The sequence below is a fragment of the Amycolatopsis sp. NPDC104819 genome (assembly GCF_055583145.1).
The window spans coordinates 261,111-280,938 of sequence record NZ_JBVJON010000006.1; the positions used below are offsets into that span (position 1 = coordinate 261,111).

A 19,828-nucleotide genomic window follows, 5' to 3' on the forward strand; every position below is an offset into this window, starting at 1 on the left:
GCCACAATGCGGGGGTGGCTGGTGGGACTGGTTTCCGGGGCCTGCTATTGGCCGTTTTCCTGCGGGTCGGCCAGCACTTCGGCGACACGTTCGACCGCTTGGCGCAAAGCGGGTTGCTCCGGTCCGTGCCGCAGCAGGTCACGGGACGATGCCGGTAGCAGCACTCCAGGCCGTCCCGTACCGGCTGTATCACCAAAGAGAGCCCGCAAATCGGCCACAGTGGCTCCCTGGGCCCCGAAACCGGGCGCCAGGACCGGTCCGTTCAGCCCGGCGAGCGCGAGCTCTCCCGGCGCAACGGTGGCTCCGACGACCACGCCCACATCGCCGAGCGGCGCGGCTCCGTCGTTGAGTGCCGCCGCTTCGTCGACGATCGCCTGCGCGACGGTGCGCCCGTCGGGCAGTTTCGCGTTCTGCACGGCGGCCGCTTCGGGGTTGGAAGTTCGCGCAAGCACGAAGATGCCGCGCCCCGCGGCGACCGCCGTTTCGGCGCATTGGGCCAAAGAGCCGAACCCGAGATAGGGCGAAACGGTGATCGCGTCGGCCGCGATCGCCGCGCCGTCGGCCACGTACGCGGCCGTGTAGGCCGCCATCGTGGAGCCGATGTCGCCGCGCTTGACGTCCAGCAGCACGAGCGCGCCCGCGTCCCGGGCCGTTTCCACGACCCGTTCGAGGACGCGGACACCGGCCGCCCCGAAACTTTCGAAGAACGCCGACTGCGGCTTCACGATCGCCGTGTGCGCCGCCAGGACCTCCGTGGCGGACAGCGCGAAGCGCTCCAGGCCTGACGCGTCCACCGGGAGCCCCCAGGCCTCGATGAGGCCCGGGTGGGGGTCGATCCCGGCGCACAGCGGGCCCCGGGCCGCGACGGCCTTCGCCAGCCGCGCCCCGAACCGCTCCCCTGCTGAAGCCGTCACGACTTCGCCTTGAGCGCCGCCTGCAGCTCCTGCAGGGACTTGACCCCGATGTCACCGCGGATCAGCGCCTCGATGCCGTGCACGGCCGCCGCGGCGCCCTGCACCGTGGTGACGCACGGGATGTCCCGGGACACCGCCGCGGTGCGGATTTCGTAGCCGTCGACGCGCGGACCGCTGTTGCCGTAGGGGGTGTTGATCACCATGTCGACGTCGCCGTCGAGGATGACGTCCACGATGTTCGGCTCGGCCTCGGTCGAACCCTCGTAGTGCTTGCGCACCACCGTGCAGGCGACCCCGTTGCGCCGCAGCACTTCCGCGGTGCCGGACGTGGCGAGGATCTCGAACCCGAGGTCCGCCAGGCGCTTCACCGGGAACACCAGCGAGCGCTTGTCGCGGTTGGCGACCGAGACGAACACGCGCCCGGACGTCGGCAGCGAGCCGTACGCGGCGCTCTGGGACTTGGCGAACGCCTTGCCGAAGTCCACGTCGACGCCCATCACCTCGCCGGTGGACTTCATCTCCGGGCCCAGCAGCGAGTCGACGCCGTGGCCTTCGGGCGTGCGGAAGCGGTGGAAGGGCAGCACCGCTTCCTTCACCGCGACCGGCGAGTCGGCCGGCATCTGCCCGCCGTCGCCCTCGGCCGGCAGCACCCCGCTGCCCCGCAGGTCCTTGATCGTCGAGCCGGTCATGACCAGCGCGGCGGCCTTCGCCAGCGGCACCGCCGTCGCCTTGGACACGAACGGCACCGTCCGCGACGCGCGCGGGTTGGCCTCCAGGACGTAGAGGACGTCGTCCTTGAGCGCGTACTGGACGTTCAGCAGCCCCCGCACCCCGACGCCGCGCGCGATCGCCTCGGTGGAGCTGCGGACGGTCTGCAGGTCGGTGTGCCCGAGCGTGATCGGCGGCAGCGCGCACGAGGAGTCGCCGGAGTGGATCCCGGCCTCTTCGATGTGCTCCATGACCCCGCCGAGGTACAGCTCTTCGCCGTCGAACAGCGCGTCGACGTCGATCTCGATGGCGTCGTCGAGGAACCGGTCGACCAGCACCGGGTGCTCCGGGGTGACCTCGGTGGCGCGGCGGATGTAGCCGGCCAGGGTCTCCTCGTCGTAGACGATCTCCATGCCGCGCCCGCCGAGCACGTAGGACGGCCGGACGAGCACCGGGTAGCCGATCTCGTCGGCGATCCGCTTGGCGCCCTCGAACGACGTCGCCGTGCCGTAGGCCGGCGCGGGCAGCCCGGCCTCGGTGAGCACCTCGCCGAACGCGCCGCGGTCCTCGGCCAGGTCGATGGCCTCCGGCGGGGTCCCGACCACCGGGACACCGGCGTCGGCGAGCCGCTTCGCCAGGCCCAGCGGGGTCTGGCCGCCGAGCTGGACGATCACGCCGGCGACCGTGCCGGACGCCTGCTCGGCGTGCACGACCTCGAGGACGTCCTCGAAGGACAGCGGCTCGAAGTACAGCCGGTCCGAGGTGTCGTAGTCGGTGGACACGGTTTCCGGGTTGCAGTTGACCATGACGGCCTCGAACCCGGCCTCCCGCAACGCGATCGCCGCGTGCACGCAGGAGTAGTCGAACTCGATGCCCTGGCCGATCCGGTTCGGGCCCGAGCCGAGGATGAGCACCTTCGGCTTTTCCGTCTGCGCGGCCACTTCGGACTGCGCCTCGGGGTCGGACTCGTAGGCCGAGTAGTGGTACGGCGTCTGGGCGGCGAACTCGGCCGCGCAGGTGTCCACGGTCTTGAACACCGGCCGCACGCCGAGGCGGTGGCGCAGCGCGCGGACGCCGTCCTCACCGGCCAGCTCCGGGCGCAGCGCGGCGACCTGGCGGTCGGACAGGCCGGTGCGCTTGGCGCGGCGCAGCAGGTCGCCGTCCAGCACCGGCGCGTCGCGGACCTCGGCGCCGACCTCGCCGACGAGGGCGATCTGGTCGATGAACCACGGGTCGATGCCGGAGGCCTCGTGCACCTGCGCGACGGTGCCGCCCAGGCGCAGCGCGCGTTCCACTTCGTACAGCCGGCCCTCGTGCGCCGTGCGCAGCGAGTCCAAAGTGGACTCCAGCGTGACGCCCTCGGGGTCCGGCAGCGTCCAGAAGCCGGTCGCCTTCGTCTCGATCGAGCGCATCACCTTGCCGAGCGCCTCGGGGAAGCTGCGGCCGAACGACATCGCCTCGCCGACGCTCTTCATCGTCGTGGTCAGCGTCGGGTCGGCGCCCGGGAACTTCTCGAAGGCGAACCGCGGCATCTTGACGACGACGTAGTCCAGCGTCGGCTCGAAAGCCGCCGGGGTCTCGCCGGTGATGTCGTTGGTGATCTCGTCGAGGGTGTAGCCGATGGCGAGCTTCGCGGCGATCTTGGCGATCGGGAAGCCGGTCGCCTTGGACGCCAAGGCACTGCTTCGGGAGACGCGCGGGTTCATCTCGATGACGACCATCCGGCCGTCGGCCGGGTTGATCGCGAACTGGATGTTGCAGCCGCCGGTGTCGACGCCGACCTCGCGCAGCACGGCGATGCCGACGTCGCGCATCACCTGGTACTCCCGGTCGGTGAGCGTCATGGTCGGCGCGACGGTGACGGAGTCGCCGGTGTGCACGCCCATCGCGTCGACGTTTTCGATCGAGCAGACGACCACGACGTTGTCGTGCTTGTCGCGCATCAGCTCGAGCTCGTACTCCTTCCAGCCGAGCACGCTCTCCTCGATGAGCACCTCGGTGACCGGCGACTCGGTGAGCCCGGTGGACGCGAGCCGCTCGAGGTCCTCGGGCGTGTGCGCCATGCCGGAGCCGAGCCCGCCCATGGTGAAGCTCGGCCGGATCACCACCGGAAGGCCGAGGTCCTCGACGGTCGCGCGGACCTCGTCCATGTCGTGGCAGACGCGGGAGCGCGGGACCTCGGCGCCGATGGTGCGCACGATGTCCTTGAACTTCTGCCGGTCCTCACCGCGCTGGATGGCGTCGATGTCGGCGCCGATCAGCTCGACGCCGTACTTGTCGAGCACGCCGCGCTCGTGCAGGGCGACGGCGCAGTTGAGCGCGGTCTGCCCGCCGAGGGTGGCGAGGATCGCGTCCGGGCGTTCGGCGGCGATGACCTTCTCGACGAAGTCCGGCGTGACCGGCTCGATGTAGGTCGCGTCGGCGAACTCCGGGTCGGTCATGATGGTCGCCGGGTTCGAGTTCACCAGGGAGACGCGCAGCCCTTCGGCGCGCAGCACCCGGCAGGCCTGGGTGCCGGAGTAGTCGAACTCCGCGGCCTGCCCGATCACGATCGGCCCGGAGCCGATCACCAGCACGTGCTGGATGTCCGTCCTCTTCGGCATCAGGCCTTCTTCTCCATGAGCGAAACGAAATCGTCGAACAGGGGGGCCGCGTCGTGCGGGCCGGCCGCGGCTTCGGGGTGGTACTGGACCGAGAACGCCGGGACGTCGAAGGCCCGCAGGCCCTCGACCGCGCCGTCGTTGGCGCAGTAGTGGCTGACCTGGGCCGCGCCGAAGGGCGACTCGAAGCGCTGCCCGGGCTCGCCTTCGAGGGCGAAGCCGTGGTTCTGCGCGGTGATCGCCACCGACTTCGTGGCGACGTCGATCACCGGGATGTTGATGCCGCGGTGGCCGTAGCGCATCTTGTACGTCCCCAGGCCGAGCGCGCGGCCCAGGACCTGGTTGCCGAAGCAGATGCCGAACAGCGGGATCTCGCGCCCGAGGACCTGCTTGGTCAGCTCGGTGGCGTGGGTCGTGGTGGCCGGGTCGCCGGGGCCGTTGGAGAGGAACACTCCGTCCGGCTCGATGGCCAGGAGCTCGTCCAAGGTCGACGTCGAGGGCAGCACGTGCACCTCGATGCCGCGCCGGACCATCTGCCGGGGGGTGTTGGACTTGATGCCCAGGTCGAGCGCCACCACCCGGAAGCGCGTCTCCCCCTCGGCCGGGACGACGTACGGCTTCGGCGTCGAGACCTGGCCGGCCAGGTCGGCGCCCTCCATCTTCGGGCTGGCCAGCACCTCGGCGACCATCTCGTCGACGGTGCCCAGCGCGTCACCGGAAAAGACCCCGGCGCGCATCGCGCCGAGCTCCCGCAGGTGCCGCGTCAGCGAGCGGGTGTCGACCTCGGCGATGCCGACGATCCCCTGGTTCACCAGCTCGTCGTCCAGCGTGCGCTTCGAGCGCCAGTTGGACGGCGTGCGCGCGGGGTCGCGCACCACGTAGCCGTTGACCCAGATCTTCGCCGACTCGTCGTCCTCGTCGTTCCAGCCGGTGTTGCCGATCTGCGGCGCGGTCTGCACCACGATCTGCCCGTGGTAGGACGGGTCGGTCAGCGTCTCCTGGTAGCCGGTCATGCCGGTGCAGAACACCGCCTCGCCGAGGCTCCGCCCCTGCGCGCCGTACGCGGCGCCGCGGAACACCCGGCCGTCTTCGAGCACCAGTGCGGCCTGAGCGCGCGCGTTCACTGGGCACCTCCCTTGATCTTCAGCTGGTCGATCCAGTGTGGATAGTCGTCGAGCTCGTCGCCGCGGAAGCCGGTGTCGAGCTCGGTCTCGCCGGCCCGCCAGGTGATGACCAGCAGGGCGTCGGTGCCCATCACCTTCCCGGCGATCTTGCTGTCGCGCCGGATCCCGGTGATCTCGGCCCGCGGGATCCAGAAGTCGGGGGCGCCGCCGCGTTCGACCGCGACGCCGCCTTCGTGGAGCCGCCAGACCGCGCCGGTGCGCAGGCCCGCGCCCCGGGTGACGACGCGGTCCTGCCAGTTGCCTGCCGTCGTGGTGGCGACGTAGACGCCGGTGGACTCGAGCAGGATCGCACCGGGGTCACTGGGGATTTGCTCGAACGGCGGCACCTGCGCGCTCTGCGAGCGCGCCTTGCGCCGCCAGCCGAGGTACATGCCCCACAGGCAGAGCAGGAAGAAGGCGACGATCGCCAGCACCAGCCACAGGCGTTCCATCAGCAGATCTTCCCGTCCCGGGCGGTGACCCGCCCGCGCAGCAGCGTCGCGGTCACCACGCCGGGCAGCCGCATTCCCTCGTACGGGGTGTTGGCGGCGATGCTGGCGAGCTCGGCGCCCCGGACCGTCCACCCGGCGTCCGGGTCGACGAGGGCCAGGTTCGCCGGCTCCCCCACCGCGACCGGCCGGCCGTGGTCGGGCAGGTTCCCGATCTCGGCGGGCCGCTCGCTCATGACGCGGGCGACCCCGCGCCAGTCGAGCAGCCCGGTGCGGACCATGGTCTCGGCCACGATGGACAGTGCCGTCTGCAGCCCGAGCATGCCCGGCCGCGCGGCGCTCCACTCGGTGTCCTTGTCCTGCACCGCGTGCGGGGCGTGGTCGGTGGCGACGCAGTCGATGACGCCTTCCGCGAGCGCCGCCCGCAGCTTTTCGGCGTCGGATCCGGTGCGCAGCGGCGGGTTCACCTTGTTGACCGGGTCGTAGGTGGCCAGGCGCTCGTCGGTGAGCAGCAGGTGGTGCGGCGTGACCTCGGCCGACACCTTCGTGCCGCGGTCCTTGGCCCAGCGCAGCACGTCCGCGGTGCCCGAAGTGGACACGTGGCAGACGTGCAGCCGCGCGTTCGCGTGCAGCGCCAGGAGGCAGTCGCGGGCCACGATGGACTCTTCCGCCGCGGCGGGCCAGCCGGTGTAGCCGAGCCGGGCCGCGCGCTCGCCCTCGTGCGCCTGGGCGCCGACGGTCAGCCGCGGCTCCTCGGCGTGCTGCGCGATGACGACGTCGAGCGCGGTCGAGTACTCCAGCGCGCGGCGCATCAGCAGCGGGTCGGCGACGCAGAGGCCGTCGTCGGAGAACACCTTGACCCGCGCCTGCGACGCGGCCATGGTGCCCAGCTCGGCGAGCTTCTCGCCCTTGAGCCCGACGGTGACCGCGCCGACCGGGTGGACGTCGACCAGGCCGACCTCCTGCCCGCGGCGCCAGACGTGGTCGACGATCACGGCGTTGTCGGCGACCGGGTCGGTGTTGGCCATGGCGAACACCGCCGTGTAGCCGCCGAGCGCCGCCGCGGCCGAACCGCTGTCGATCGTCTCGGTGTCTTCGCGGCCGGGTTCGCGCAGGTGGGTGTGCAGGTCGACGAAGCCCGGCAGCAGCACCTGACCGGCGGCTTCGATGATTTCGGCGTCTTCGGGGGCGTCCACCGCGCCGATGGCGGTGATCACGCCGTCCTCGACCAGGACGTCGACGGGGTCGCCTTCGCCGTAGGGCCGGGCGCCCTTGATCAGGATGGTCACGCGGCGGCTCCTTCGCTGGCCAGGAGGTGGTAGAGGACCGCCATGCGGACGTGCACGCCGTTGCGGACCTGTTCGGTGATGGCCGAGGCCGGAGAGTCGGCGACCGCGCTCGCGATCTCCATCCCGCGCAGCATCGGACCGGGATGCAGGACGACCGCGTGGTCCGGCAGCAGCTTCTGCCGCCGTTCCGAAAGGCCGTACGCGATCGAGTACTCGCGGGCGCTCGGGAAGAACCCGCCGTGCATCCGCTCGGCCTGGACCCTGAGCATCATCACCGCGTCGACCGCGGGCAGCTCGGCGTCCAGGTCATGCGAAACGGTCACCGGCAGGCTTTCCACGCCGTACGGCAGCAGCGTCGGCGGCGCGACCAGCACCACCTCCGCGCCGAGCGCGGCGAGCAGGTGGATGTTCGAGCGGGCGACGCGGCTGTGCAGGACGTCGCCGACGATCGCGACCCGGCGGTCCTTCAGCGAGCCCAGTCGCTCGCGCAGGGTCGCCGCGTCGAGCAGCGCCTGCGTGGGGTGCTCGTGGGTGCCGTCACCGGCGTTGACCACCGACGTGCCGGGCTCGGCCAGCCACTCCGAGAGGCGCTGGGCGGCGCCGCTGGCCGGGTGCCGGACGATCACGCAGTCGGCGCCCGCGGCGGCCAGCGTCAGGGCCGTGTCGCGCAGGGACTCCCCCTTGTTGACCGAGGAGCTGGACGCCGAGACGTTGATCACGTCCGCGCTCATCCACTTCCCGGCGATCTCGAACGACACCCGGGTGCGCGTCGAGTTCTCGTAGAACAGGGTGATCACCGTGCGGCCGCGCAGCGTCGGCAGCTTCTTGACCTCGCGGCCGAGCAGGGTGTGCTTCAGCTCGTCGGCGGTGTCCAGCACGGCGGTGGCGACCGCCGGGTCGAGCCCGTCGGTGGCGAGCAGGTGCTTCACGAGTCTTCTCCAGAGGCTTCGGCCGGGCCGCCTTCCGACGGGCGCAGCAGCACGGCGTCGCGGCCGTCGATCTCGGCCAGCAGGACCGACACCCCCTCGGTGCGGGCGGTCGGCACGTTCTTGCCCACGTAGTCGGCGCGGATCGGCAGCTCACGGTGACCTCGGTCGACGAGGACCGCCAGCTGGACCGCGCGGGGGCGGCCATGATCACGGAGGGCATCGAGCGCGGCCCGGATCGTGCGGCCGGAGAAGAGCACGTCGTCGACCAGGATCACCACCCGGTCGTCGATGCCGTCGGGCGGCAGCTGCGTCTGTTCGAGCGCGCGCGGCGGACGGCGGCGCAGGTCGTCCCGGTAGAGGGTGACGTCGAGAGCGCCGGTCGGCGGGCAGAGGCCGGAGAACTCGCCGATCTTGCCGGCCAGGCGGTTCGCGAGCGGCGTGCCGCGGGAAGGGATGCCGAGCAACACGGGCGGGGTAGTGCTCTCCGCACCGTTCGCGGTCTTTTCGATGACCTGATGGGCCATTCGGGCGATCGTGCGCGCGACGTCGCCGGCCGTCAGGAGCTCGCGCTCCCCGGCCGAACCAGCCGCGCCACGCGGACGTGACGACAAACCGGACTCCTTCCCCGCCTCACCGGACGGGTCCTTAAAGGACGTCTGTTCCCCTGCTGGTCGGGGCTTTCGCACCGACAGTAGCAGGCACTTTGCTCAGTCTTACGGGTGGTGTGGCGTGATTCGCGGCAAGCTCGCGCTTGACCTGGTGACAACAATGCGTAACCATTACTCTGAGTATTCGACTCGAAGAGTCCCCTGGACCGGTCACCCCGACCGGAAAGGGGGTGGAGAACGGAGAACGACCAGATGGGCGATTACGCCAAGGCGCTCGGGGCCAAGCTCCGCGGGATCCGCCAGCAGCAGGGCCTGTCCCTGCACGGGGTCGAGCAGAAGTCCGGTGGGCGCTGGAAGGCCGTCGTCGTCGGCTCGTACGAGCGTGGCGACCGTGCCGTCACCGTGCAGAAGCTGGCCGAGCTGGCCGACTTCTACGGCGTGCCGGTGGTCGAGCTGCTGCCCGAGGGCCGGGTCCCCTCCGGCGCCGAGCCCGCCACCAAGATCGTGATCAACCTCGAGCGCCTGCAGCAGCTGCCGGCCGAAAAGGTGGGCCCCCTGGCCCGCTACGCGGCGACGATCCAGAGCCAGCGCGGCGACTACAACGGCAAGGTGCTCTCGATCCGGACCGAGGACCTGCGGTCCCTGGCGATCATCTACGACATGACGCCGGGCGAGCTGACCGAGCAGCTCATCGACTGGGGTGTCCTCCCCCCGGAGGCGCGCCCGTCCAAGGAGGACTGATCGCGAGGTGTGTTGCGCCGACGCAGTGAGCGTCCCCCGGTGGGGCACCGGAGACGCTCACTGACCTCGTCGGGGGGCTCGCAGCAGACTCAGAGCACGGCGCGGAGGCGGTCGGCGATCGTGCCGATCCGGCCCAGCACGCCGTTGACGAACCGCGGCGAGTCGTCCGTGGACAGTTCCTTCGCGAGGCCCACGGCCTCGTCGATCGCGACCGGGTCCGGCACGTCCTCGGCCCAGAGCAGCTCGTAGACCCCGACCCGCAGCACCGCGAGGTCGACCTTCGGCATCCGCTCCAGGGTCCAGCCCTGCGCGTGCTCGGCCAGCAGCTCGTCGATCTGCGTCTTCCGGGCGGTGACGCCCTCGACCAGGCTGATCGTGTAGTCCCCGATCGGGTCCACCTCGGTCGCCCCGACGCGGTCGGCCAGCAGCGTCACCGGGTCGGCGTCACGCTGCGAGGCCTCGTAGAGCATTTCCACCGCGCGACGGCGCGCCTGCCGCCGGCTGATCGCGCCGCCGCGGTTCGGGTGGGGCTTCGAAGTCGGCATCAGCTGGAGACGCGGCCCAGGTAACGGCCGTCACGGGTGTCGACCTTGATCTTCTCGCCGGTGGACAGGAACAGCGGAACCTGGATCTCCGCGCCGGTCTCCAGCGTCGCCGGCTTGGTGCCGCCGGTCGAGCGGTCGCCCTGCAGGCCGGGGTCGGTGTGCTGGATGAGGATCTCGACCGAGGTCGGGAGCTCGACGTAGAGCGCCTCGTTCTCGTGCACCGCGACCTGGACCTCGGTGTTCTCGAGCATGTAGTTGGCGTTGTCGCCGACGACCGCGGCCAGCACGGTGATCTGGTCGTAGGTGTCGCCGTCCATGAACACGAAGTCCTGGCCGTCCTTGTACAGGTAGGTCATGTTCCGGCGGTCCACCGTGGCCGTCTCGACCTTCGTGCCCGCGTTGAACGTCTTGTCGACCACCTTGCCGGTGAGCACGTGCTTGAGCGTCGTGCGCACGAAGGCGCCGCCCTTGCCCGGCTTGACGTGCTGGAACGCGGTGACGGTCCACAGCTGGCCCTCGAGGTTGAGGACGAGCCCGTTCTTCAGGTCGTTGGTCGTGGCCACGAGCTTGCAGTCTCCTGTGTCGAATCTTCGGGTTCGGGGCCGCTGTCAGACGACCACGAGGTTCTTGGTGCTCAGGGTGAGGAGCTCGGGCTCCCCGGCCCGCACGACGAGCGTGTCCTCGATGCGCACGCCACCGCGCCCCGCGAGGTAGACGCCGGGCTCGACGGTGACCGCCATACCGGCGGACAGTGTACCGACGCCCGTCGCGGCCAGGCTCGGTGCCTCGTGGATCTGCAGGCCGACGCCGTGTCCGAGACCGTGCGCGAAGTGCTCGCCGTGGCCCGCGTCCGCGATCACGCCCCGCGCCGCGGCGTCCACTTCGGACACATCGGCGCCCGGCGCGACGGCCCGGGCGCCGGCCGCCTGCGCGGCGTGCACGAGGTCGTAGACCTCCCGCTGCCAGTCCGCGGGCGCGCCGAGGACGAAGGTGCGCGTCATGTCGGAGTGGTAGCCGTCGACGGTCGCGCCGAAGTCCAGCTTGACGAAGTCCCCGCGCTTCAGCTCGGCGTGCGTGGGCTGGTGGTGCGGGATCGCCGAGTGCGCGCCGGCGGCGACGATGGTGGCGAAGCTGGGCTCGGCCGAGCCGTGCTCCAGCATGCGGTTCTCCAGGTCACGGGCGACTTCCAGCTCGGTCCGCCCGGGCCGCAGCCCGCCGGCGGCGACGAGGTCGTCCAGCGCCCGGTCCGCGGCGGCGCACGCCTGGCGCAGCGCGTCGACCTCGGCTTCGTCCTTGACCAGCCGCAGCCGCTCGACGAGCCCCGGCGTCCGTTCGAGGGCGAGGTGCTCGCGGAGGGTCTCGTACTCCTCGACGCTGACGTGCTGGCTCTCGAAGCCGACCCGCTCGGCCTTCCCGGCGCGCCGGACGAGCGCGTCGGCGCTGGGCCGCTCGATGACCCGTTCGAGGTCGGGGACCTCTGCGGCCGACTGGGTCGTGTAGCGGCCGTCGGTGCAGAAGAGCGTCTTGTCGTCGCCTTCGGCGCGCAGCAGCACGGCGGCGTTCGAGCCGGTGAAGCCGGTCAGGTAGCGGATGTTGAGCAGATCGGTGACCAGCAACGCGTCGAGGCCGGCTTCGGTCAGAAGCCCGCGCAGCGCCGCCCGGCGTCGTCCATGGGTTTCAGGCACGACGTCCAGCCTAGTGGGCGGGGCGGGCAACCTTCGTCGCCTTCCGCGCCGGGAAGCGACTCGCCAGTAACCTGGCCTACACTCCGCAGGATGAGCGCCTGGGTGATTCGCGGGCTCGGGATGGCGGTGCTCCACGGCGCGGCCATCACCCTCCTCGCCAAGTACGCCGTCTACCACCCCACCGACCAGACGCTGGTGGTGTCGGTGGCGCTGGCGGTGCTGGTCGGCACCGCGGCGCTGTGGAGCGCCCTGGACGCCTGGCGGGGGCTGGCCGACCGCGGCAAGGTCTGGTTCATCTCGGCGCTGATCGCGGGCCCGGTGGCCGGAATCCTGTATGTGATCGGGCGCGCGGTGTTCGTCGACCAGACGGGGGTTTCCGAGCTGGGCGGCGCACTGACCGGCGGCGCGGCGTTCTCGGCGTTGCTGGTGCTGGTCCCGGCGGGCCTGGGGTTGTTCGTCGGCGGGCGGATCGGGCGTTCTCGGCCGGTCTCGGAAGACGCAGTTGACGAGCCGGTCGAGGAACCGGCGGAGGCGCCTTCGCCGCGGCCTCGGCCCCGGCCCCGGCCTGCTCGCCGCCCGGTGGCCGCGGGCGATCGGACTGATGGCTCCGGTCGCCCAGCGGCCACGGACGATCGAGCCGATGGCTCCAGGACTCCGCCACGGCCGATGCGGCGCCGTCAGCCGCCTAGGGAAGCTCCGCGCGGGTAGCCGTCCCACTGGGCCGCTGTCAGCGGGCGGGCCGTCGAGGCGTTGCCCGCCACCACCCCGGGGTCGGGGACCCGCCACAGCCGTCGGTCGTCGAGGACCAGGGCGTACCCGCGGCCCGGCGCCTGGACCGCCTCCGCGCCGGAGCGCAGCCGCGCCGCCACCGGGAGGGCGCCGACCGCGAGGGGCGCCTTCTCCAGCAGTTCGCCGGCCAAGGCCGCGGCCACCGTGCGGCGGTCGACCCGCACCCGCTTCCCGGCGCGGACCAGGTCCATCGTGCGTTCGGGCGAGGGCATCGTGACCCCGTCGAACGTCGCGGCCACCCGGGCCGGGTTCGCGCAGGCCTGGCTGTCCTGCAGGTCCAGCCCGAAGTGGCGAAGGCCGGTCGGGGCGCCGGCGGTGCCGATCGCGGTCGCGCGCACGACGTCGAACGGCACCCGGTCGCACGGGTCGGCCGACGACAGCGGCGCGTGCCCGTCCGACCGGCGCACCAGCCCGGGGCCCTCCTTCCACGGACCGGGGACCACCACCGGCCGGAAGGGGTTCTCGGTGAAGTCCGCGGTCCAGAAGGTGAGCGTGGTCCCGGCGTCGGTCTCGTGCGCGACGACGAACGCGTCGAGCGCCCCCACCCACATCAGGTCGGCGCTGAAGCCGTCGACGACCGAGCGGCCGCGCGGCGCCGCCGTGGACGAGACCGGCACGAACCCGCCGACGTCCAGGGCCTGCACCCCGCCGCCGAACGCGGGGTCGGGCGAGCGCAGCACGAACTGCCCGGCGCCGTTCCAGCCGGCGGCGCGGCCGGTGGTGTCGGTGAACATCAGGTAGAACCAGCCGTCGAGGTAGACGGCCGAGGGCTGGCCGGCGCCGTAGACGTTCGCGCGGTGCACGTCGTGCGACGGCCCGAGGATCGGCCGCCCGTTCGCCGCCCGTGTCCAGTGCACCCCATCGGTGCTGGTCGCGAGCCCGACGGCGTTCCCGAGCGCGTGGTCACCGGCGGCGCCGGTGTAGTAGAGGTAGTACGTCGAGCCGACCCGCAACACGGACGGGTCACAGGTGTGCATGCCGTCGAACTGCCCGGGCGCCCCGGAGAAGACGGCGGCGGGGATCCCGCCCCCGGGCGCGGTGAAGGGGCCGTCGATCGACTGTGCTTGGGCGTAGAGGATGTCGTCCCCGGCGGGTCCGGCGCCGCCGTACTGGCTGCACCACCACATCCGGGTCTGCCCATGGTCCAGCATGACGGAGGGCCCGTAGTTGTAAACGGCATCCGCCCCACCGGCGGCGATCACCCCGCCACTCTGCCGAGGGTCACCCGAAGGAAGTTTGACGTCGATCGGCCGCGGCGGAGCGGTGGTCTTCCCGCCCGCGATGGCCGGCTGGTCCCCCGCCGCCTGTGGCTGGGCGTAACCCTGGGTGCAGCCCGCGACCAGGAGAGCCACCAGCGCACTGGCGAGCAAGGCACGAGCGGGTCGCCGACCCCCACGACGAAACGGGCGCACGACACCGGAGTGTAGCGAGAGCACCCCCGACCGAGTGATGACGCTCCCGGTCGAGGGTCGCTTGATCGTTCGTGCCTTGGTCGGTGCGGCGGTGAGGCTGGGGGCGTTGTGCGGCAAGGATCTTGGTTGCCGGACGGCGGAGCTGCGACGATCCGGTTTGCGGTTACGAGCGCACGTCTCCCGGTTGGTCCGCCCCGGTGGCGGCGATCCCCGGTTCGCCAGGCGGCGGGGTCGCGGCCGCCTCAGGTAACCAGTCGCATCGAGCCCCGATTCGCCGACGACGCAGCACGGCCGCCTCAGATGACCGACCGCACCAATCCCGATTCGCCACCGACGGGGCATGGCCGCCGCAGGTAAGCAGCCGCGCCCGAGCCCCGGTCCGCCACCGATGAGCCGCGGCCGCCTCAGATGACCAGTCGCACCGAGCCACGGTTCACCGCCGATGCCCCGCGGCCGCCTCAGATGACCAGCCGTGCCGAGCCACGGTTCACCGCCGATGGGCCGCAGCCGCCTCGGGTGACCAGCCGCGGTGAACTCGGCTTGCAGCTGGGCGGTCGGGCCGCCTCAAGCGGGCGGTGGCGGGCCTTCCATCGCGACCAGCTCGACCTCGAAGCCCGCGTCATTCTCGAGGTAAGCCGCGTAGTGCGCTTCGCCGCCCGCGTACGGGTAGCGATCCGCGAACAGCGGGTGCCAGCCGTGGTCGGGGGCCTGCTCTGTCAGCGCGTCGACCTCGGCTCGGGTGGCCACGTGCAGCGCCACGTGGTTCAGGCCCGGGCGGGTGCGCTCGTGCTCCGTTGCGCTCAGGGCCGGTGATGCCTCGACCACCAGGTACGTTCCGCCCCGCCGCCAGCTGACTCCCGCGGGCCAGCGCTGGAACTCCCGCCAGCCGAGCTCGCCGAGCAGCCAGCCCCAGCTCCGCTCCGCCGCCGTGAGGTCCGGCGCCCACAGCTCGATGTGGTGCGGCCGCCCGTGCTCGGTCGGGAGCGCCACCAGCACGCGGTGCAGGTCGCCGTAGTGGACGCCCGTGCCCACGTCGAGGAAACCCAGGCGCCCGGCCACTTTTCGGCTCGCCGCGTTGTTCTCGTGCACCAGCGCCCACACCGCCGGGAGCCCGAGCGCGCCCAGGCCGTGGTCCAGCAGCGCGCGGGCGGCCTCGGTCGCCAGGCCCTGCCCGGTGTGCGCGCCCGTCACGTAGTAGCCGAGCTCGGCCACCGCGCCCGGCAGCTCCGTCGACGGGCGCAGGTGCGCGACGCCGACGACCTCGCCGTCGCGCTCGATCACCCAGTGGCCCTGGCCGGCCGGGCCGCGGTAGGCCAGGCGGCGGTCCACCATCGCGCCCGCCGCCGCCGGGTCGGAGAAGTCCGCCGCGAAGAACCGGCTCATCTCCGGGTCTGCAAACACCTTCACCACGGCCTCGCGGTCGGCCTCGACCAGCTGCCGCAGCCGCAGCCGCGCCGTCGTCAGCGTCGGCAGTGTCATCCCGGGTGCGCGGCGAGCCACCGCAGGGCGAGCGGGTAACCGTCGACGCCGAGGCCGGCGATCACTGCGGTCGCGATGTCGGAAAGCACGCTGTGGTGCCGGAACTCCTCCCGCTTGTGCACGTTCGAAATGTGCAGCTCGATCAGCGGCGCGCTCAGCTGCGCCGCGGCGTCGCGCACCGCGATCGAGTAGTGCGTCCACGCGCCGGCGTTGAGGACCACTGGGTTGCCGCCGTCGGCGGCTTCGTGCAGCCAGCCGACCAGCTCGCCTTCGAAGTCGGTCTGCCGGACCTCGACCTCGATGCCCAGCTCTTCACCCGTCTTGACGCACAGCGCGGCGAGGTCGTCGTGGGTCGTCGAGCCGTAGACCGACGGCTCGCGCTTGCCGAGCCGCCCCAGGTTCGGGCCGTTGAACACGAACGCCTTCACAGCAGCACGCTCCCACCGGCCTTCGGGGCGTCGGCGGCGATCGCCGAGTAGGCGCCCGCGAGCAGCGACGGGTCGGGGCCTTCGAGCCGGCCGGGCTTGCCAAGGCCGTCGAGGACGACGAACCGCAGCACCCCCGAGCGGGTCTTCTTGTCGCCCTTCATGGTCTCCAGCAGCTGGGGCAGCGCGTCGGCGTCGTACGTCGTCGGCAGGCCGAGCAGCTTCAGCACGGCGGCGTGGCGCTCGGCGGTGGCGTCGTCGAGCCGCCCGGCCAGCCGCGCGAGCTCGGCGGCGAACACCAGCCCGACGCTCACCGCGGCGCCGTGACGCCACCGGTACCGCTCGCGGCGCTCGATGGCGTGGCCGAGGGTGTGGCCGTAGTTGAGGATCTCGCGCAGGTCGGACTCGCGCAGGTCGGCGGCCACGACGTCGGCCTTCACCTGGATCGAGCGGCGGACCAGCTCGGCCAGCACGTCACCGGTCGCGTCGAGCGCGGCGGCCGGGTCGGCCTCGATCAGCTCGAGGATCCGCGGGTCGGCGATGAAGCCCGTCTTCACGACCTCGGCCATCCCGGCGACGAGCTCGTTCGGCGGGAGCGTCTCCAGCGTCGCCAGGTCGACGAACACCGCGCTCGGCTCGTGGAACACCCCGACGAGGTTCTTGCCCGCCTCGGTGTTGATGCCGGTCTTGCCGCCGACCGCGGCGTCGACCATGCCGAGCAGCGTCGTCGGCACGTTGACCAGCCGCACCCCGCGCATCCAGGTCGCCGCGACGAACCCGGCGAGGTCGGTGACGGCGCCGCCGCCGAGCCCGACCACCACCCCGCGGCGGTCCAGCCCGATCCGGCCGAGCACCTCCCAGCAGAAGCTGGCGACGGTCAGCGCCTTGCCGTCCTCGGCGTCCGGGATCTCGACGCGGTGCGCGTCGAGGCCCGCCGCGTTCAGCTCCTCGCGGATGGCTTCCGCGGTGGTGGTCAGCGTGGGCGGGTGGATCAGCGCGATCTTCGAGGCGTCGGCCAGCTGCGTGGTGAGGTCGCCGAGCAGGCCGCGCCCGATCACCACGTCGTAGGGATGGGCGGTGGCGACCGGGATGCGCACCGGGTCGGACATCGGGTGACTCACTCCTTGGCTTCGGCGGGGACGACGAGCTCCGCCGCGAGGTCCGCGACGATCTCGGCGGGCGTCCGGTCGTCGGTGACGACCTCGACGGTGGCGACCTCGCGGTAGACGGGCACCCGCTCGTCGAGCAGTTTCTTGAACGTGGCGCGGGGGTTCACCCCGGCCAGCAGCGGCCGCGCCGAGGACAGGCCGGTGCGCTGCACGCCGGCGGCGAGGCCGACGTTCAGGAACACGACGGTGTGCTCCGCGAGCCGCGCCCGGGTGCCGGGCGTGAGCGGCGCGCCGCCGCCGAGGGACAGAACACCGTCGTGCTCCGCCAGCGCCGTGGCGACCGCCTCCGCTTCCAGCGCCCGGAAGGCCGGTTCGCCGTCTTCGGCGAAGATGTCGGAGATGCTGCGCCCGGCGCGCGCGACGATGTCGTCGTCACTGTCCCGGAACGCGACACCGAGTGCCGCCGCCAGCATCGGCCCGACCGTGCTCTTGCCCGAGCCGGGCGGCCCGACGATCACCGCGCGAGGGCTCACCACCGCTCCTCGAGGGCCTTGAGGTACGCCTCGGCGTTGCGCTTGCTCTCGACGAGGGAGTCGCCGCCGAACTTCTCCAGCGCGGCGTCGGCGAGGACGAGCGCCACCACCGACTCCAGCACGACGCCGGCGCGCGGCACCGCGCAGACGTCCGAGCGCTGGTGGATGGCCACCGCGGGCTCACCGGTCTTGACATCCACTGTGGACAGTGCTTTGGGGACGGTCGAGATCGGCTTCATCGCGACGCGCACCCGCAGCGGTTCGCCGTTGGTGATGCCGCCTTCCAGGCCGCCCGCGCGGTTCGACCGGCGGGTGACGCCGACCGGGCCGGAGCCGCGGTCGATCTCGTCGTGCGCCTGGCTGCCCCAGCGGCGGGCGGTGGTGAAGCCGTCACCGACCTCGACGCCCTTCATCGCCTGGACGCCCATGAGCGCGCCCGCGAGCCGCGCGTCGAGCCGGCGGTCCCAGTGGACGTGGGAGCCGAGGCCCGGCGGCAGGCCGTAGGCGAGGACCTCGATCACGCCGCCGACGGTGTCGCCCGCCTTCCGCACGGCGTCGACCTCGGCGACCATCGCGTCGGTGCCTTCCTGGCTGAAGGCGCGCACCGGGCTCTCGTCGATGGCGGGCAGGTCGGCCGCGACCGGCAGCGGGCCTTCGGGCGCGTCCGCGCCGCCGATCGAGACGACGTGGCTGAGGATCTCGACCCCGAGCAGCTGCTTGAGGAAGTTGCGGGCGACGGTGCCGAGCGCGGTCCGCGACGCCGTCTCGCGGGCGCTGGCGCGTTCGAGGACCGGGCGGGCCTCGTCGAAGCCGTACTTCTGCATGCCGGGCAGGTCGGCGTGGCCGGGGCGGGGGCGGGTGAGCGGTTCGTTGCGCGCGAGGCCTTCGAGGATCTGGGGGTCGACCGGGTCGGCCGCCATCACCTGCTCCCACTTGGGCCACTCGGCGTTCTCGATCTGGATCGCGACCGGGCCACCCTGGGTGAGGCCGTGGCGGACGCCGCCGAGGAAGTCGATGTGGTCGGTCTCGAAGCCCATCCGCGGGCTGCGGCCGAAGCCGAGGCGGCGCCGGGCCAGCTGCTCGGTGACGTCGGCGGTGGTGACCCCCACGCCGGCGGGCATGCCTTCGAGCACGGCGGCCAGCGCGGGTCCGTGCGATTCACCTGCGGTGATCCAGCGCAACATGTCCTCAATCCTGTCACGGGCGCCGACGGGGGCGGAAACGTGTTCCGGTCACTGCGCGGCCGGGAAGATCGCGCACAGCCAGGTGGCCGTGAGCAGGGCCGGACCGTGCGGCACGCGGCCGCGTCTCCGCACGATCGCGACGGCGAGGCTGAGCGGCGCCGCCAGGACGGCCGCGAGCGCGAGGGCGGGCCAGCCGGCCGCGCCCAGGACGGCGCCGAGGCTGCCGGACAGCTTCACGTCACCCGCGCCGAGGCTTCGAGGCGCGGCCCGCCGGACCACCGCGTGGGCGCCGCCGAAGAGCAGGGCGCCGACGGCCGCACGCACGGCGAGCGACGGGCCTCCGCCGCCGAGCGCGGCCGCTCCGACGGCGGCGCCGAAGAGCGGGTAGGCGGGGAGGGTGAGCACGTCCGGAAGCCGGAGGTGGCGCAGGTCGGCGAGGGCGAGCGGGACCGCGACGACGGTCAGCAGCACGGGCACCGGCAGCCACCAGCCGGGGAGGGCGCCGGCGAGCCGGGCGGTCGTGACGACGGCCACGCCGAGGGCGGCGAGGACCGCGGTGGCCACGACGGGGATCGGCGCGGCGGCGCGTTTCAGCAGGGCCGCGGTGACGGGTGCGGTGGCGGCGGCCGCGGTGGCCGCCGCGGTGGTGACGAGGATCGGGGAGGTCATGGGTCCAGCGTGCGGCGGGCAGGTTGAGCAGGGCAAACGGCGGGCGTCACGAACGGACCGTTCGCTGCGTTCCGGGGTGGATTTCACTCCTGTGGGTGGCTGGGGAGGCGTGGACGAGGGCGGGTCGACGCGGGCTTGGAGGCTCGATCGGCGTGGCTGGGGTCGGGGCCCGCGCGGGGAGGGGCCGGGCAACGTGCCTGAAGGGGCGGCTCGTGTCCTGCGCCGGTCGGTTCGAAGGCTCCGCCAGCCGACCACACGTGATTGGAGAGTCGACTCGCGTGATTGAGGGGTCAACTCGCGTGACTAGAGGGTCGACACGCGTGATTGAAGGGGCAACACCCGTGACTGGAGGGGCAACACCCGTGATTGAAGGGGCAACACACGTGCTCCGGTGGACGACACGCGTACCTCGCTGGACGACACGCGTACCTGGGGGGACGACACGTGCTGAGCGGAGGTGGGTGGGCCGGGGGGGGGGGGGGGGGGGGGGGGGGGGGGGAAAGGAAGAGGTGGGGGGGGGGGGGGGGGGGGGGGGTGGGGTGGTGGGGGGGGGGGGGGGGGGTGTTTTCGCGTCCACTCCGAAAATCCGAGAGTGGG

Annotated in this window: 18 protein-coding genes and 1 pseudogene; 2 read left to right on the forward strand and 17 right to left on the reverse strand. The window is 72.4% G+C overall.

The window, feature by feature from the left end; translation table 11 throughout:
* Positions 1–44: 44 nt before the first annotated feature.
* Genes pyrF through pyrR form a run of 7 tightly spaced genes read right to left on the reverse strand, consistent with a single transcriptional unit; the run spans position 45 to position 8,663 of the window.
* Complete coding sequence (pyrF, locus tag ACZ63E_RS20615) at positions 45–914, reverse strand: orotidine-5'-phosphate decarboxylase (RefSeq protein WP_465337766.1); 870 nt, start codon at positions 912–914, stop codon at positions 45–47.
* Positions 911–4,225: a carbamoyl-phosphate synthase large subunit gene (gene carB, locus ACZ63E_RS20620; RefSeq protein WP_465337767.1), complete on the reverse strand. Its 3,315-nt coding sequence runs from the start codon at positions 4,223–4,225 to the stop codon at positions 911–913. Before carB ends, pyrF begins: the two co-directional genes overlap by 4 nt.
* Entirely contained in the window at positions 4,225–5,346 is a 1,122-nt protein-coding gene (gene carA / locus ACZ63E_RS20625) for a glutamine-hydrolyzing carbamoyl-phosphate synthase small subunit (RefSeq protein ID WP_465337768.1), read from the reverse strand. Before carA ends, carB begins: the two co-directional genes overlap by 1 nt.
* Positions 5,343–5,837 carry a PH-like domain-containing protein gene (locus ACZ63E_RS20630; protein WP_465337769.1) on the reverse strand — a complete coding sequence of 165 codons (495 nt, stop codon included), beginning with the start codon at positions 5,835–5,837 and terminating at the stop codon, positions 5,343–5,345. Before ACZ63E_RS20630 ends, carA begins: the two co-directional genes overlap by 4 nt.
* Positions 5,837–7,123 carry a dihydroorotase gene (locus ACZ63E_RS20635; protein ID WP_465337770.1) on the reverse strand — a complete coding sequence of 429 codons (1,287 nt, stop codon included), beginning with the start codon at positions 7,121–7,123 and terminating at the stop codon, positions 5,837–5,839. The genes ACZ63E_RS20630 and ACZ63E_RS20635 overlap by 1 nt, the downstream gene beginning before the upstream one ends.
* The gene (locus tag ACZ63E_RS20640; RefSeq protein ID WP_465307109.1) at positions 7,120–8,052 is read right to left on the reverse strand and encodes an aspartate carbamoyltransferase catalytic subunit; all 933 of its coding nucleotides are present in this window, start codon (positions 8,050–8,052) and stop codon (positions 7,120–7,122) included. The genes ACZ63E_RS20635 and ACZ63E_RS20640 overlap by 4 nt, the downstream gene beginning before the upstream one ends.
* The gene (pyrR, locus tag ACZ63E_RS20645; RefSeq protein WP_465337771.1) at positions 8,049–8,663 is read right to left on the reverse strand and encodes a bifunctional pyr operon transcriptional regulator/uracil phosphoribosyltransferase PyrR; all 615 of its coding nucleotides are present in this window, start codon (positions 8,661–8,663) and stop codon (positions 8,049–8,051) included. The genes ACZ63E_RS20640 and pyrR overlap by 4 nt, the downstream gene beginning before the upstream one ends.
* A gap of 249 nt (positions 8,664–8,912) precedes the next feature.
* Here pyrR and bldD point away from each other — a divergent pair, with 249 nt between their 5' ends.
* Complete coding sequence (gene bldD, locus ACZ63E_RS20650) at positions 8,913–9,401, forward strand: transcriptional regulator BldD (protein WP_003096372.1); 489 nt, start codon at positions 8,913–8,915, stop codon at positions 9,399–9,401.
* A gap of 89 nt (positions 9,402–9,490) precedes the next feature.
* Here the strand turns inward: bldD and nusB are convergent, their stop codons facing one another.
* From nusB to ACZ63E_RS20665, 3 genes are read right to left on the reverse strand one after another with little or no spacing between them, the layout of a single operon-like run.
* Positions 9,491–9,946, reverse strand: coding sequence for a transcription antitermination factor NusB (gene nusB, locus ACZ63E_RS20655; protein WP_465307114.1), 456 nt, complete (start codon positions 9,944–9,946; stop codon positions 9,491–9,493).
* Positions 9,946–10,509, reverse strand: a complete 564-nt coding sequence (gene efp, locus ACZ63E_RS20660; protein ID WP_323335269.1) for an elongation factor P — start codon at positions 10,507–10,509, stop codon at positions 9,946–9,948. Before efp ends, nusB begins: the two co-directional genes overlap by 1 nt.
* Positions 10,510–10,554: 45 nt before the next feature.
* Positions 10,555–11,631 carry a M24 family metallopeptidase gene (locus ACZ63E_RS20665; RefSeq protein ID WP_465337772.1) on the reverse strand — a complete coding sequence of 359 codons (1,077 nt, stop codon included), beginning with the start codon at positions 11,629–11,631 and terminating at the stop codon, positions 10,555–10,557.
* A gap of 90 nt (positions 11,632–11,721) precedes the next feature.
* Here ACZ63E_RS20665 and ACZ63E_RS20670 point away from each other — a divergent pair.
* Positions 11,722–12,210: pseudogene (locus ACZ63E_RS20670) on the forward strand (B-4DMT family transporter); the annotation flags it as partial.
* 98 nt (positions 12,211–12,308) lie between these two features.
* Here ACZ63E_RS20670 and ACZ63E_RS20675 read toward each other — a convergent pair.
* The 7 genes from ACZ63E_RS20675 to ACZ63E_RS20705 form a co-directional block, all read right to left on the reverse strand.
* Positions 12,309–13,790 carry a beta-xylosidase gene (locus ACZ63E_RS20675; RefSeq protein WP_465337773.1) on the reverse strand — a complete coding sequence of 494 codons (1,482 nt, stop codon included), beginning with the start codon at positions 13,788–13,790 and terminating at the stop codon, positions 12,309–12,311.
* Between the two features lie 606 nt (positions 13,791–14,396).
* Positions 14,397–15,311, reverse strand: coding sequence for a GNAT family N-acetyltransferase (locus ACZ63E_RS20680; RefSeq protein WP_465337774.1), 915 nt, complete (start codon positions 15,309–15,311; stop codon positions 14,397–14,399).
* Entirely contained in the window at positions 15,308–15,739 is a 432-nt protein-coding gene (gene aroQ, locus ACZ63E_RS20685) for a type II 3-dehydroquinate dehydratase (RefSeq protein ID WP_465307124.1), read from the reverse strand. Before aroQ ends, ACZ63E_RS20680 begins: the two co-directional genes overlap by 4 nt.
* Positions 15,736–16,845, reverse strand: coding sequence for a 3-dehydroquinate synthase (gene aroB, locus ACZ63E_RS20690; protein ID WP_465307125.1), 1,110 nt, complete (start codon positions 16,843–16,845; stop codon positions 15,736–15,738). The genes aroQ and aroB overlap by 4 nt, the downstream gene beginning before the upstream one ends.
* Positions 16,846–16,853: 8 nt before the next feature.
* Entirely contained in the window at positions 16,854–17,378 is a 525-nt protein-coding gene (locus ACZ63E_RS20695) for a shikimate kinase (protein WP_465307127.1), read from the reverse strand.
* Entirely contained in the window at positions 17,375–18,562 is a 1,188-nt protein-coding gene (gene aroC / locus ACZ63E_RS20700; RefSeq protein WP_465307129.1) for a chorismate synthase, read from the reverse strand. Before aroC ends, ACZ63E_RS20695 begins: the two co-directional genes overlap by 4 nt.
* A 48-nt stretch (positions 18,563–18,610) precedes the next feature.
* A complete protein-coding gene (locus ACZ63E_RS20705) occupies positions 18,611–19,231 on the reverse strand; it encodes a prepilin peptidase (RefSeq protein ID WP_465337775.1) in 621 nt (206 codons plus the stop codon).
* Positions 19,232–19,828: the final 597 nt, after the last annotated feature.